We start from the raw sequence: 12207 nt of genomic DNA on the forward strand, positions 1-12207 counted from the left end.
CGGACGGTTCCGCGCCAGTCCCCTATCGCGGCGCCGACGGCGAGGGTCAACGTCCGGCCTGGGTCAACCGGTCGAGTTGGTCGGGCGACAGCATGAGATCGAGGGAGGCGAGGACCTCGTCCAGTTGCGCGATCGAGGTCGCACTGGCGATAGGCGCGGTAATTCCGGGTTGCTCTGCCAGCCAGGCCAAGGCGATCGCGGTCAGGCTGGCGCCGGTCTCTGCGGCAACCTCGTCCATCGCAGCCAAGACCGGCTTGCCCTTGCCTTCGAGAAACTTGATCGCCTTGGCGCCGCGCGAGCCCGCGCCGACATCGCCGGCCGAGCGGTATTTGCCGGTGAGGAACCCGCTGGCGAGGCCGAAATAGGGAACCACGCCGATATTCTCGGCGACGCACAGATCCTGCAGGATCGCGTCATATTCGGCGCGGCTGACCAGATTATATTCGGGCTCCAGCACCGTGTAGCGGGTCAGGCCGTTTGCATCGCTGACCGCCAGCGCCTGCCTGAGCCGGTCCGCCTTGATGTTAGACGCGCCGATCGAGCGGACCTTGCCCGCCTTCACCAAGGCGTCGAACGCGCCGAGGGTCTCCTCGAACGGCACCTTTTCGTCATCGAGATGCGCGAAATAGAGATCGACATGGTCGGTACCGAGCCGCTGCAGCGAATTGTCGATCGCCCTGGCGATATGACCGGCCGAAAGGCCGCCGACCCCGTCGATCGGCAGGTGGCCGACCTTGGTGGCGATCTGGACCCGATCGCGATTGCCACGCGCCTTCATCCACGCGCCGATCACGGTTTCGGATTCGCCGCCCTTCGAACCCGGGCCCCACGCCGAATAGACGTCCGCCGTATCGATCAGCGTGCCGCCCGCTTCGACGAAACGGTCGAGCAGGGCGAAGCTCGTCGCCTCGTCGGCCGTCCAGCCGAAGACGTTGCCGCCGAGCATCAACGGTATGGTTTCGATCCCGCTGCCGCCAAGCGGCCGTGCCTGCTTCATCGCGTCGTTTCCTAGCTTGGCTCAAAGCGCCCGATCGAGCGTGATATGGCCTTTTTCCTGGAGCGCGGCGACCGCGCGCTTGACCTCCTGGCTCGATCCGCGTGGCAGGATGAGGACCGCATCGGGCGTGGCGATCACGATCAGGTCCTTGACCCCCACGGCTGCGACGAGCGGCCCTTCCGAGCGGATCATGCAATCCTTCGTATCGATCGCGACGACCTCGCCATGATGGACATTGCCGTCATCGTCGCCGAGCGAGATGGTGTGGAGCGCATCCCAGCTGCCGACATCGGACCAGCCCATCTCGACCGGCACAACCATGACCTTGTCGGCCTTTTCCATCACCGCATAATCGACCGCCTGGCCCGGCGAGGCGGCGAAATCGTGCGGATCGGGGTAGAAGCAATTGCCCTCGCGTTTGCCGCCCTCGATCGATTTGGTGACGGCGGCGAGCATCTGCGGCTCGTATTGCGCCAGCGCGTCGAGATAGGCGCCCGCGCCGAACAGGAAGATGCCGCCGTTCCAGCTGTAGCCGCCCTCGTCGAGATAGGCCTGCGCCGTCGCCTGATCGGGCTTTTCGATAAAGCGATCGACCCGGAATACGCCCGGCGCCAGTTCGCCGCCACGCTTGATATAGCCATAGCCGGTCTCGGGTGCGTCGGGGGTGATGCCGAAGGTCGTCAGCCAGCCTTCCTCGGCCAGCGGCATCGCCGCCGTCACCGCGGCGCGGAAGGATTCGACGTCGCGAATGACGTGGTCGCTCGGCATCACCAGCATCAGCGCTTCGCGCGGCAGCATCAGGGCGGCGGCAGCGATGGCAGGCGCCGTGTTGCGGCCGACCGGCTCGAGAATGATCGATGCGTCTTCGATTCCGATTTCGGCCAGCTGGGATTCGATCATCGAGGCATGCGCCGCATTGGCGACCACCAAAGGTGCCGCGAACCCGGCGTCGGCCGGCATACGCCGTGCGGTCAGCTGAAGCATGGTCTCGGCATGGGTCAGGCTAAGAAGCTGCTTGGGGCGACTTGTGCGCGAGAGTGGCCACAAGCGGGTGCCGGAGCCCCCAGAGAGAATCACGGGGGTAATGAGGCGCTGCATTCTTCCTCCATGGGCGGCCGGACCGGAGCCGCAAGGAAGCGCGGCGCCTGAAGACGCAATAGACCGGCAAGGCGTTAAAGCGTGTTACAGCGCGCGATCAAGCCCGCCCGGGCGAGAAACGTAGCGCCACCCCATTCATGCAGTAGCGCAATCCTGTCGGTTTCGGACCGTCCTCGAAAACATGGCCGAGATGCCCGCCACAGCGGTGGCAATGGACCTCGGTGCGCGCCATGCCGAGCGTCGCGTCGTTTTGGGTGAGAACCGCCTTGGACAAAGGCTGCCAGAAGCTCGGCCAGCCGGTGCCGCTGTCGAACTTGGTGCGCGATGAAAAGAGGGGAAGGGCGCAACCCGCGCAGGTGAACATGCCCGCGCGATGTTCCATGTTGAGCGGGCTGCTGAAGGGCGCTTCGGTATCGGCATGGCGCAGCACCGCGTAAGCCTGCGGCGAGAGGCGCTTCTTCCATTCCGCATCGGGCAGATTGACTTCGTAGCGCGCCGCCGCCGGGCTGTTGCCGGCCCACAGGATAGCGATCGCCGCGGCCATGCCGCCAGTCCCGATCGCTTCGCGCCTCGAAATCCGCATCGTTCTTCGCCTCTACCCTCGATAGGCAATACGAATGAGACGGGGAAAAGTTACCCGCGTTTGCGACGCAACCCGCCCGATTTCAGCACGGTCAGTCGAAATAGTTGCGCGCCGATGCGGATCACGACCGCGATACAGACGATCTGCCAAAGCAAGGCGATCAGGTGCGGCCACAAGGCCGGCTGCTGCGCCGCGCGCGCGAGCATCGCGTAGGGCGAACTCCATGGCACAACCGCGGCAATGATGCCGAGCGCCCCATCCGGGTGCGGCAAGCCCACCGAGGCGAGGCCGTAGATCAGCAATTGCGCCATGGTGAGCGGCATCGACAGCGTCTGGACCTCGCGCACGCTGTTCGCCTGCGCGCCGATGCCCAGGAACAGCGCGCCGACGAGCAGATAGAGCATCGCGAAATAGAGCCCGGCCAGCACGACGAAGGCCGGCCAGCCCACCGCGGGGGTCGGGATCGCACCGGGATGGAGTGCGATCAGGCCGAAGGCGGCGCCCATGCCGGCCCAGGCCGCGATGCCGGTCAACGACACCGCCAGCATGCCGGCGAGCTTGCCGGCGAAGATGGCGTCGATCGGCGCCGCGGCAGCGAGCACCTCGATCACCTTGTTGGATTTCTCCTCTACCAGATTGGAGAGCAGCACGCCCGCCAGGATCACGATCAGGAAGAACAGGCCAAGCTGTGCTCCACGTGCGAGATCGCGCAGATCGTCCGACTTCGGTGCCGGCGCGACGGCGGACTGATGCACCGTGACCCAGACCGATGGAGGCAGGCGATCGCCCAGCATCGCCATCTGGCGCGCCTGATCGATGATCGCGGCGATCCGTCCGGCAAAAGCCTTTGCCTCGGGGCCGGTCAGGACCGGATGATCGAAACTGCCTGACAGGACCGCGACGGGTTCGTCGTCGGAATCGAGCAGCCGCTCCGGATTGGCCGGTGGAGAGGCGATCTTGAGTGAAGGCAGCCGATCGCGCCCGATCTGCGCAGCCAGCCGCTCGCGCGCCGCCAGCAGGGCGGTGCCGTCGTGCGGCTTGGCGATCGCGATCACCACCGGCGCGTGCGATGGTCTGTCGTCCTTCAGCGCCAGGGTCGTGAAGCCTGCCGTGAAGAGGGCCGGCAGCAGCGGCCCGATCAGGAACAGCAGGAATGTGCGTGAGAAGACGGTCGCGACATAATCGCGCCGGGCGATGACGAACGCCGAACGGATCAGCCGCCTCATGCGGCCTCCTCCGCGTCCGGCTCGGGCGCCGCGCCGACGATGTCCACGAAGGCGTCGTGCAGGCCGGGGCGTTCGATCGAGAGCGTCTCGATGCCGGCGTGGCCGTCGATCAGGGCCGAGAGCAACCGCTCGATCCCGTCGGGCGGCAGATCGAACCGCCAGCAGCCGTCGCTCCGCTCGGCATTGGCCGGCAAAGCGGCGCGCCAGGGCCCGTCCTCGGCGCGCGTCCGGAGCGCGACCCGCGGGGCGAGGCGGCTCCGTGCTTCCTCGACCGTGCCTTCGAAGCGCACCTGCCCGCCGGCGATGATGGCCACCCGTTCGCACAAACGCTCGGCATGCGCGATCACATGGGTCGAAAACAGGATCGTGGCGCCTGCAGCCGCTTGGGCGCGTATCAGGCTTTCGAGCTTTTCCTGGTTGATGGCATCGAGCCCAGAAAAGGGCTCGTCGAGCACGATCAGCTTCGGCTGGTGGATGATCGTGCCGAGCAATTGCACGGTCTGCGCCATGCCCTTGGAGAGCGACTTGACTGGGCGATCGGCCGGAAGATTCTGTTCTGCCAGCAACCGGCTCGCCCGGCGCCGTCCTTCCGCCAGCGGCAGGCCCCGCAACGCACCGAGAAAGGCGATCGCCTCGCGCGCGGTCATGCTCTGATAGAGGCCGCGTTCCTCGGGCAGATAGCCGATCCGGTCGGCAACGGCGAGCGGATCGGCCGATCCGAGCAGCCGGCGCTCGCCCTCGTCCGGATCGATGATGCCGAGCAGCATGCGCAACGTGGTGGTCTTGCCCGCACCGTTGGGGCCGAGAACGCCGTAGATCGATCCGGCCGGCACGGCGAGATCGACGCCGTCGACGGCAAGGCTGCCGCCGAAGCGCTTGACCAGACCTTTAGCCTCGACCGCGAACTCGCTCATCTGCTGACGCAATATTCCCCCTTACAGTCTCCGGAAGGAGGCTAACGCCGACCGGCGCTTCCGGTCGCATAGATACGCAACATTTAAAAATATGCGAGCGACCGACCGGCAGGGTTCCTGCTCGGGATGGCTCGTCGACGGATCCCAATCGGCACGGGCATGACGGCGTGGAAAACGGCCTCTATCATGCGGCCCATGTCCTCCCCCGGTCTCGAGGCCCGCATCAAGGCCGAAGCGCGTGCGCTCGGTTTCGCCGCGTGTGGGATCGCGCGAGCCGATGCGGCGCCCCAAACGCATGCCCGGCTCCAGGCGTGGCTCGCAGAGGGTGCGCATGGCGATATGCTGTGGATGGAGGAAAGGTCGCAGCAGCGCGGCAGCCCGGCGGCGCTCTGGCCCGAGGTCCAATCGGTGATCATGTTCGGCATGAGCTATGCGCCGGCTGTCGATCCGCTGGCGCTGGAGGGCGAGGCCGAAGTCGGCCGCATCTCGGTCTATGCGCAGGGACAGGACTATCACGACATCGTCAAGAAGGCGCTCAAGCATCTCGCGCGCTGGTTGGTGGCGGAAGCGCCGGGCAGCAATTTGAAGGTGTTCGTCGATACCGCCCCGGTGATGGAGAAGCCGCTGGCCGAGGCTGCCGGGATCGGCTGGCAGGGCAAGCATACCAATCTCGTCAGCCGCGACGATGGCAGCTGGCTGCTGCTCGGCGCAATCATGACGACGTTGGTGCTCGAGCCCGACAAGCCCGGCGATATGCGCTGCGGATCCTGCTCGGCCTGCCTCTCGGCCTGCCCGACCGATGCGTTCCCCGCGCCGTACCGGCTCGATGCGCGGCGCTGCATCTCGTACCTCACGATCGAGCATAAGGGGCCGATCCCCGCCGAATTCCGCACCGCGATCGGCAACCGCGTCTATGGCTGCGACGATTGCCTCGCGGTCTGCCCGTGGAACAAGTTCGCCGTTGCCGCAGCCGCCAACCGCGCCTTCGCCGCCCGCGCCGAACTGGTCGCGCCCGAACTGGCCGATCTGCTCGATCTCGACGACGCCGGCTTCCGCCAGATCTTCGCCGGCTCGCCGATCAAGCGAATCGGGCGCGACCGGATGGTGCGCAATGCCCTGATCGCCGCGGGGAACAGCGGGCTCGAAACGCTCGTGCAGCCGGTCCTCCGCCTGCTCGACGATCCCGCGCCGGTGGTACGCGGGGCCGCCGCATGGGCGCTGTCGCGGCTCGACCTCGCGCGTTTCACCGCCGAACGGGCAGTGCGGGTTGCAGGCGAGAAAGACGATATTGTCCGGTCCGAATGGCTGTCGTGCTTTGCGCCAAGCGGCTCGGCGGTCTATGCGCCCGCTCCATGAGCGATGCGGCAATCTCGATCCAGGGCCTCAACAAGACATATGCGGGCGGCAAGGTCGCGCTGACCAATGTCGATCTGGAGATACCGCGCGGGCAGATCTTCGGGCTGCTCGGCCCCAACGGCGCGGGCAAATCGACCACGATCAACATCCTCGCGGGCTTGGTGAACAAGAGTTCGGGCAAGGTCTCGATCTGGGGCTTCGATATCGATCAGCATCCGCGCAACGCCAAGCGCTCGATCGGCATCGTCCCGCAGGAGATCGTGTTCGATCCCTTCTTCGAACCCTATGAGATGCTCGAGCTCTATGCCGGCCTCTACGGGATCCCCAAGGCCGAGCGCCGATCGATGGAATTGCTGCGCGCGGTCCATCTGGAGGACAAGGCGCATGCCTGGGCGCGTTCACTGTCGGGCGGCATGAAGCGCCGCCTGCTGGTGGCGAAGGCCCTGGTCCATAATCCACCGGTGCTGGTGCTCGACGAGCCGACCGCCGGCGTCGACGTCGAACTGCGCCAGCAACTCTGGGAATATGTCCGCCAGCTCAATGACGAAGGCGTGACGGTCGTCCTCACCACCCACTATCTGGAGGAGGCCGAGGAGTTGTGCGATCGCATCGCGATCATCAATCACGGCCAGGTCGTCACCAATCTGCCGACGCGCGAGCTGCTGGCGATGGCGCAGGAGAAAGCCGTTTCGGTCACGTTCGACCGCGACATCACCGCCATTCCGCAGGCGACCTGCTTCGAGAAGATCGAACTCAAGCCCGATAATCGCACGCTCGTCATCACCTACTCGAAGGACAAGGTGAATGCGGGCGAGGTGCTGAAGGCGTTGCAGGATGCGGGCCTGATCATCGTCGACGTTTCGACGCAGGAGCCCGATCTGGAGGATGTCTTCCTCAATCTGACGCGGGCCCCCGCGACGGTCTGACGAGTTAGCCGTTCGCCACGCGACGAACGGCAAGAGGATGGATTGAGTTGGCCGATCACCGTTACGACGTCATCATCATCGGTTCGGGTGCGGCCGGGCTGACCGCGGCGCTCAACCTCGCCGACACGCGCAAGGTCGTCGTGCTGGCCAAGGGCGCCTTGTCCGAAGGCTCGACCGCTTATGCCCAGGGCGGGATCGCCGCGGTGCTGGAGCCGGGCGATACGTTCGAAAGCCATATCGAGGACACGATGGTGGCGGGCGGCGGCCTCAACAATCGCCGCACCGTCGAGTTCGTGATCGAACATGCGCCGCAGGCGATCGAGCGATTGGCAGCGCTGGGCGTCCCATTCAATCCGGGCGACGGGCCCTCGGGCGATCGCTGGCATCTGACGCGCGAGGGCGGACACAGCCATCGTCGCATCGTCCACGTCGACGATGCGACCGGATCGGCGGTGCAGCAGGCGCTGGAGAAGGCCGCTGCCGCGCATCCCAACATCACGCTGGTTACCGACATGGCGGCGATCGACCTCGTCACCGGGCGCCATGCCGAGCGTTATTCGGGCGATGGACGGGTGCGCGGCGTCTATGCGCTCCACCGGCCGAGCGGAAAGGTCGCGCTCTTCACCGCGCGTGCGACGATCCTGGCGACCGGCGGGGCAGGGCGTGTCTACCAGTTCTCGACCGCGCCGCGCGGCGCATCGGGCGACGGTATCGCGATGGCGTGGCGGGCGGGCTGCCGCGTGTCGAACATGGAATTCAACCAGTTCCACCCGACCGCGCTCTACAATCTCGAGGTCAAGAATTTCCTGATCACCGAAGCGATGCGCGGCGAGGGCGGGCAACTCAAGCTGCCGACCAACCATCGCCGCTTCATGCCGCGCTTCGATTCGCGCGCCGAACTGGCGCCGCGCGACGTGGTGGCGCGCGCGATCGATCATGAGATCAAGCGGCTCGGGCTCGATTATGTCCATCTCGACATCAGCCACAAGCCGGCCGAATTCGTGATGGAGCATTTCCCGACCATCTACGCCAAATTGCTGACCTTGGGCATCGACATCACCAAGGAGCCGATCCCGGTGGTGCCGGCGATGCACTATACGTGCGGTGGCGTGGTGATCGATCTCGACGGGCGCACCGATCTGCCCGGCCTCTATGCGGCGGGCGAAGTGACCCAATCGGGGCTGCACGGCGCCAACCGGCTTGCCTCGAACTCGTTGCTCGAATGCTTCGTGTTCGGCGAGGCGGCAGCGAAGCATATCCTCGCGCATTGGGACGAATTCCCCGATCCCGGCGTGATCCGCGAGTGGGACGAAAGCCGCGTGCGCGATTCAGACGAGGATATCGTCGTCCAGCATAATTGGCGCGAGATCCGCCGCTTCATGTGGGACTATGTCGGCATCGTCCGTACCACCAAGCGGCTGGAGCGCGCGCTCCATCGCGCGACCCTGCTTCAGCAGGAGGTCGACGATTATTACGGCAATTACCGCATCACATCGGACCTGATCGAGCTGCGCAATCTGGTAGTCGTCGCGACGTTGATCGTGCGTTCGGCGCTGGCGCGGCACGAGAGCCGCGGGCTCCATTACACGCTCGATTATCCGGAGATGCTGCCCGAGGCGGTTGATACGATCCTTGTGCCTTAGGCGGGGTCAGGACGAACATTCACTTCGGTTTCACGAACCGCAGCGTCATCCGATCGCTCTCGCCGATCGCGAGATATTTGGCCCGATCGACCTCGCCCAACTCCAGCGAGGGCGGCAGGGTCCACACGCCCTTGGGCCAATCGTGCGTGTCCTTCGGGTTCGCGTTGACCTCGCTCTCGCCGTCGAGCCGGAAGCCGGCGGCGGTGGCAAGGCGTACCACCGTGGATCTCTTGACGTAGCCGCTCGTCTTCTCGCGCTCGGCCGAGGCGTTTTCGGGCAGGCGATGGTCTTCGATACCGAGCACGCCGCCGGGCTTCAGCGCCTTGAACGCCGCCGCGAAGAAGGCCTTCGCGACGCTGTCGTCGGCGACGCCGCTATCTTCGGGCATCAACAGATTGTGGACGTTGCGGAAGGTCAGCACCGTATCCGCCACGCCGGCCGGCGCCAAGGTCGCGGTCGTGGGATCGAACGGGATGACCTGCGCGCCGGCACCGCCGGGGATCGTCGCCAGCATCTTCCTGGCCCCCTCCTGCGAGCGGGTGCTTTTGCCCACCGCTGCGATATAGGTGCCGTGGCCGCTCAACAGCGGCACCAGGATGCGCGTGAACCAGCCGCCGCCGGGCGAATATTCCACCACCGTCTGGCCGGGTGCGACCTTGAAGAAGGCGAGCGTCTCGGCGGGGTGACGGTAGGCGTCGCGCGCGCGCTCGCTTTCCAGCCGTGCCGGATTGGCGACGGCCGCGCGGATCGCTGCGCTCGGTTCGGACGACGCGGCGGACGAGATGACCGATCCGGCAATCAGAACGGCGAGGCCGATATGTTTCATGGGCGAATCCCTCCGGCGTGTTGGCTGTTGGATCCACCATGCCCGCCCGCACGATCAGGCGGAAGTGCCGCAATTTTCTCCGCAACAAAGCAGTTTCTCTTAACGCGCCATTGAGGTTAGTCTGCGGGGATTTTTCTGCCCGGGGGAAAAGGCAGCCATGTCCGGTTTCTTCAACGAGCTCCTTTCAGGGGGGTATGCGCCCCACGGTTATTGCCTGTTGTGGCAGCCCGAGCTGATCTGGACCCACGTTATCGCCGATCTGCTGATCGCGACCGCCTATTTCTCGATCCCGCTCGCCCTCATCAGCCTCGTCCGGCGACGGCAGGATATCGAATTCGGCGGGGTGCTGTGGCTGTTCGCATTGTTCATCTGCGCGTGCGGATCGACCCACGTCATGGCGGTGTGGAATCTGTGGCACGGCGATTATGGCGCGGAGGCGCTGATCAAGGCGGTGACGGCGGCCGCGTCGGTGCCGACCGCGATCCTATTGTGGCCGCTCATCCCCAAGGCGCTGGCGATCCCCTCGCCGAGCCAGCTTCAGCTTGCCAATGCCGAACTCGCCGCAACGGTACGCGAGCGGGACCGCGCGCTCGCCAATCTGACCGGTGAGATCCTCCAGCGCGAAACCGCCGAGGCGGCGCTCGTCCAGGCGCAGAAGATCGAGGCGATCGGCCTGCTGACCGGCGGCATCGCCCACGATTTCAACAATCTGCTCCAGGCGATCAGCGGCAATCTCGATCTCATCCGGCGTCGCTCGGACGCGCCCGATCGCGTCGCCCATTGGGCCGAGAATGCGATGAAGGGCGTCGCGCGCGGCACGCGGCTGACCGGCCAGCTGCTCTCTTTCTCGCGCACCCAGCGCCTCGAATTGAAGGCGATCGATCTCCACCAGCTGCTCGCCGGCATGGGCAGCCTGATCCAGAGCAGCGTCGGCCCCAAGACCGAATTGATCACCTTCCTCGATCCGCAGCCTTGCGTCGCGCTCGCCGACCAGACCCAGCTCGAACTCGCACTGCTCAACCTCACGATCAATGCGCGCGATGCCATGCCCGATGGCGGCCGCCTGATCGTCTCGACCCGTATCGTCTCGATCGAGCGCGACGAGGATCTCGAACCGGGGGATTATTGCGAAATCGCTGTCGCCGATAACGGGGCCGGCATGAGCGAGGAGGTGCTCGAACGCGCGCTCGAGCCCTTCTACACGACCAAGGGCTTGGGGCGGGGCACCGGGCTTGGGCTCAGCACGGTCTTCGGCATGGCCCGGCAATCGGGCGGCACGCTGCGGATGACATCGCAGCCGGGCAAGGGCACGACCGTCACCATCCTGTTGCGGCGGGCCGGATCGGCCGATCTTCCGGCGGATGGCGAGAGCGAAATCAGCACGATCGGTCTGCCGCGCGCGCCGCGTCACGGCATCGAGGTGATGGTCGTCGATGATGACGACGATGTCCGCCGCGTCATGACCGAGACCTTACGCGGACTGGGATATGCCGCGCCCGCTTATGCCAGCGGCGCGTCGGCGCTGCGCGCCTTGCGCGAGCGCAAGCCCGAACTGCTCGTGCTCGATTTCGCCATGCCCGATATGGACGGTGCCGAGGTGGCCCGGCAGGCGCGCGAGCTTCAGCCCAATCTCGATATCATCTTCATCAGCGGCTATGCCGACAGCGCCAAGCTGGATGCCGTGATGGACGATCCGTCCGCGCTCCTGCGCAAGCCCTTCGACGTCGCCGATCTGGCACGGATGATCGCGGAACGGCTGACGCGCGGGGCTTCACACGGGACGTCGATCACCTAAAATAGGTCCGATGGATACCGACCCAGCTCTGCCCTCGCTCTTCATCCCGCATGGCGGCGGCCCATGTTTCTTCATGGACGATCCGCAGGGGATGTGGACCCCGCTCGCCGATTACCTGCGCGGGCTGCCCGCCAGCCTGGCCAGGAAACCCAAGGCGATCCTCGTCGTCTCGGGCCATTGGGAGACGCGTGGCTTCTCCTTCACCGGCGGCGAAAATCCGCCCTTGCTGTTCGACTATTACGGCTTCCCGCCGCACACCTATGAGCTGCGCTACGATGCGCCGGGCGATCCCGATCTCGCCAAGCGTGCGGCCGCGCTGCTGGTCGATGCCGGTTTCGCCGCCGGGGTCGATTATGAGCGCGGCTGGGATCATGGCGTGTTCGTGCCGCTCAAGGTCGCCTTTCCCGACGCGGACATTCCGGTGGTGGAGATGTCGCTCGATCGTTCGCTCGATCCGGCGCTGCATATTGCCGCCGGCCGGGCGCTGGCGCCCTTGCGCGACGAGGGCGTGCTGATCGTCGGGTCGGGGATGAGCTTCCACAACATGCGCGCTTACGGCGATCCGCGCGCGCTGCCCTACAGTCAGGCGTTCGATCAGTGGCTGACCGGCGCGGCAGCCGCCGAACCCGCGGAGCGCGCCAGGCTGTTCGCGGGCTGGGCCGATGCGCCGGCAGGACGCGTCTTGCATCCGCGCGAAGAGCATCTGATCCCGCTGATGGTCGCGGCTGGCGCGTCGAGCGCACCGGGCGAGCATGATTTCGGCGGGACGGTGATGGGCACGCGGATTTCGGGCTATCGCTTCGGCTGAATCTCGCCCGGGCCGGTTCAACCTCTGGTGGCTGG

The 12207-nt window shown here is 65.9% G+C and carries 11 protein-coding genes; 5 read left to right on the forward strand and 6 right to left on the reverse strand.

Features of this window, described 5'->3' with window-relative positions:
* Positions 1-46 precede the first annotated feature (46 nt).
* From AB4Z44_RS00360 to AB4Z44_RS00380, 5 genes are all read right to left on the reverse strand, one after another.
* Positions 47-997, reverse strand: coding sequence for an aldo/keto reductase (locus tag AB4Z44_RS00360; protein WP_404712109.1), 951 nt, complete (start codon positions 995-997; stop codon positions 47-49).
* 21 nt (positions 998-1018) lie between these two features.
* Complete coding sequence (locus AB4Z44_RS00365; RefSeq protein WP_404712110.1) at positions 1019-2095, reverse strand: mannose-1-phosphate guanylyltransferase/mannose-6-phosphate isomerase; 1077 nt, start codon at positions 2093-2095, stop codon at positions 1019-1021.
* 97 nt (positions 2096-2192) lie between these two features.
* Entirely contained in the window at positions 2193-2678 is a 486-nt protein-coding gene (msrB, locus tag AB4Z44_RS00370; RefSeq protein ID WP_404712111.1) for a peptide-methionine (R)-S-oxide reductase MsrB, read from the reverse strand.
* A 50-nt stretch (positions 2679-2728) separates the two neighbouring features.
* Entirely contained in the window at positions 2729-3904 is a 1176-nt protein-coding gene (locus AB4Z44_RS00375; RefSeq protein ID WP_404712112.1) for an ABC transporter permease, read from the reverse strand.
* Positions 3901-4818, reverse strand: coding sequence for an ABC transporter ATP-binding protein (locus AB4Z44_RS00380; protein ID WP_404712113.1), 918 nt, complete (start codon positions 4816-4818; stop codon positions 3901-3903). Before AB4Z44_RS00380 ends, AB4Z44_RS00375 begins: the two co-directional genes overlap by 4 nt.
* A 195-nt stretch (positions 4819-5013) precedes the next feature.
* On the opposite strand from AB4Z44_RS00380, the gene queG reads away from it, so the two are divergent.
* Genes queG through nadB form a run of 3 tightly spaced genes read left to right on the forward strand, consistent with a single transcriptional unit; the run spans position 5014 to position 8743 of the window.
* Complete coding sequence (gene queG / locus AB4Z44_RS00385) at positions 5014-6174, forward strand: tRNA epoxyqueuosine(34) reductase QueG (protein ID WP_404712114.1); 1161 nt, start codon at positions 5014-5016, stop codon at positions 6172-6174.
* On the forward strand, positions 6171-7100 hold the full coding sequence (locus tag AB4Z44_RS00390) for an ABC transporter ATP-binding protein (protein WP_404712115.1): 930 nt from the start codon (positions 6171-6173) through the stop codon (positions 7098-7100). Before queG ends, AB4Z44_RS00390 begins: the two co-directional genes overlap by 4 nt.
* 47 nt (positions 7101-7147) lie before the next feature.
* On the forward strand, positions 7148-8743 hold the full coding sequence (gene nadB / locus AB4Z44_RS00395; RefSeq protein ID WP_404712116.1) for an L-aspartate oxidase: 1596 nt from the start codon (positions 7148-7150) through the stop codon (positions 8741-8743).
* A gap of 19 nt (positions 8744-8762) precedes the next feature.
* Here nadB and AB4Z44_RS00400 read toward each other — a convergent pair whose 3' ends face one another.
* Positions 8763-9569: a class I SAM-dependent methyltransferase gene (locus AB4Z44_RS00400; protein WP_404712117.1), complete on the reverse strand. Its 807-nt coding sequence runs from the start codon at positions 9567-9569 to the stop codon at positions 8763-8765.
* Between the two features lie 157 nt (positions 9570-9726).
* Here AB4Z44_RS00400 and AB4Z44_RS00405 point away from each other — a divergent pair, with 157 nt between their 5' ends.
* Positions 9727-11364: a response regulator gene (locus AB4Z44_RS00405; protein WP_404712118.1), complete on the forward strand. Its 1638-nt coding sequence runs from the start codon at positions 9727-9729 to the stop codon at positions 11362-11364.
* A gap of 10 nt (positions 11365-11374) precedes the next feature.
* Positions 11375-12172, forward strand: coding sequence for a DODA-type extradiol aromatic ring-opening family dioxygenase (locus AB4Z44_RS00410; protein WP_404712119.1), 798 nt, complete (start codon positions 11375-11377; stop codon positions 12170-12172).
* The last annotated feature ends 35 nt before the right edge of the window (positions 12173-12207 follow it).

This window comes from Sphingomonas sp. MMS24-J13 (genome assembly GCF_044905095.1).
Taxonomy (GTDB): Bacteria; Pseudomonadota; Alphaproteobacteria; order Sphingomonadales; family Sphingomonadaceae; genus Sphingomonas_I.

Coding starts and splice junctions, on each gene's coding strand:
- AB4Z44_RS00360 (WP_404712109.1), bottom strand. CDS start 997: ATGAAGCAGGCACGGCCGCTTGGCGGCAGCGGGATCGAAACCATACCG.
- AB4Z44_RS00365 (WP_404712110.1), bottom strand. CDS start 2,095: ATGCAGCGCCTCATTACCCCCGTGATTCTCTCTGGGGGCTCCGGCACC.
- msrB (WP_404712111.1), bottom strand. CDS start 2,678: ATGCGGATTTCGAGGCGCGAAGCGATCGGGACTGGCGGCATGGCCGCG.
- AB4Z44_RS00375 (WP_404712112.1), bottom strand. CDS start 3,904: ATGAGGCGGCTGATCCGTTCGGCGTTCGTCATCGCCCGGCGCGATTAT.
- AB4Z44_RS00380 (WP_404712113.1), bottom strand. CDS start 4,818: ATGAGCGAGTTCGCGGTCGAGGCTAAAGGTCTGGTCAAGCGCTTCGGC.
- queG (WP_404712114.1), top strand. CDS start 5,014: ATGTCCTCCCCCGGTCTCGAGGCCCGCATCAAGGCCGAAGCGCGTGCG.
- AB4Z44_RS00390 (WP_404712115.1), top strand. CDS start 6,171: ATGAGCGATGCGGCAATCTCGATCCAGGGCCTCAACAAGACATATGCG.
- AB4Z44_RS00400 (WP_404712117.1), bottom strand. CDS start 9,569: ATGAAACATATCGGCCTCGCCGTTCTGATTGCCGGATCGGTCATCTCG.
- AB4Z44_RS00405 (WP_404712118.1), top strand. CDS start 9,727: ATGTCCGGTTTCTTCAACGAGCTCCTTTCAGGGGGGTATGCGCCCCAC.
- AB4Z44_RS00410 (WP_404712119.1), top strand. CDS start 11,375: ATGGATACCGACCCAGCTCTGCCCTCGCTCTTCATCCCGCATGGCGGC.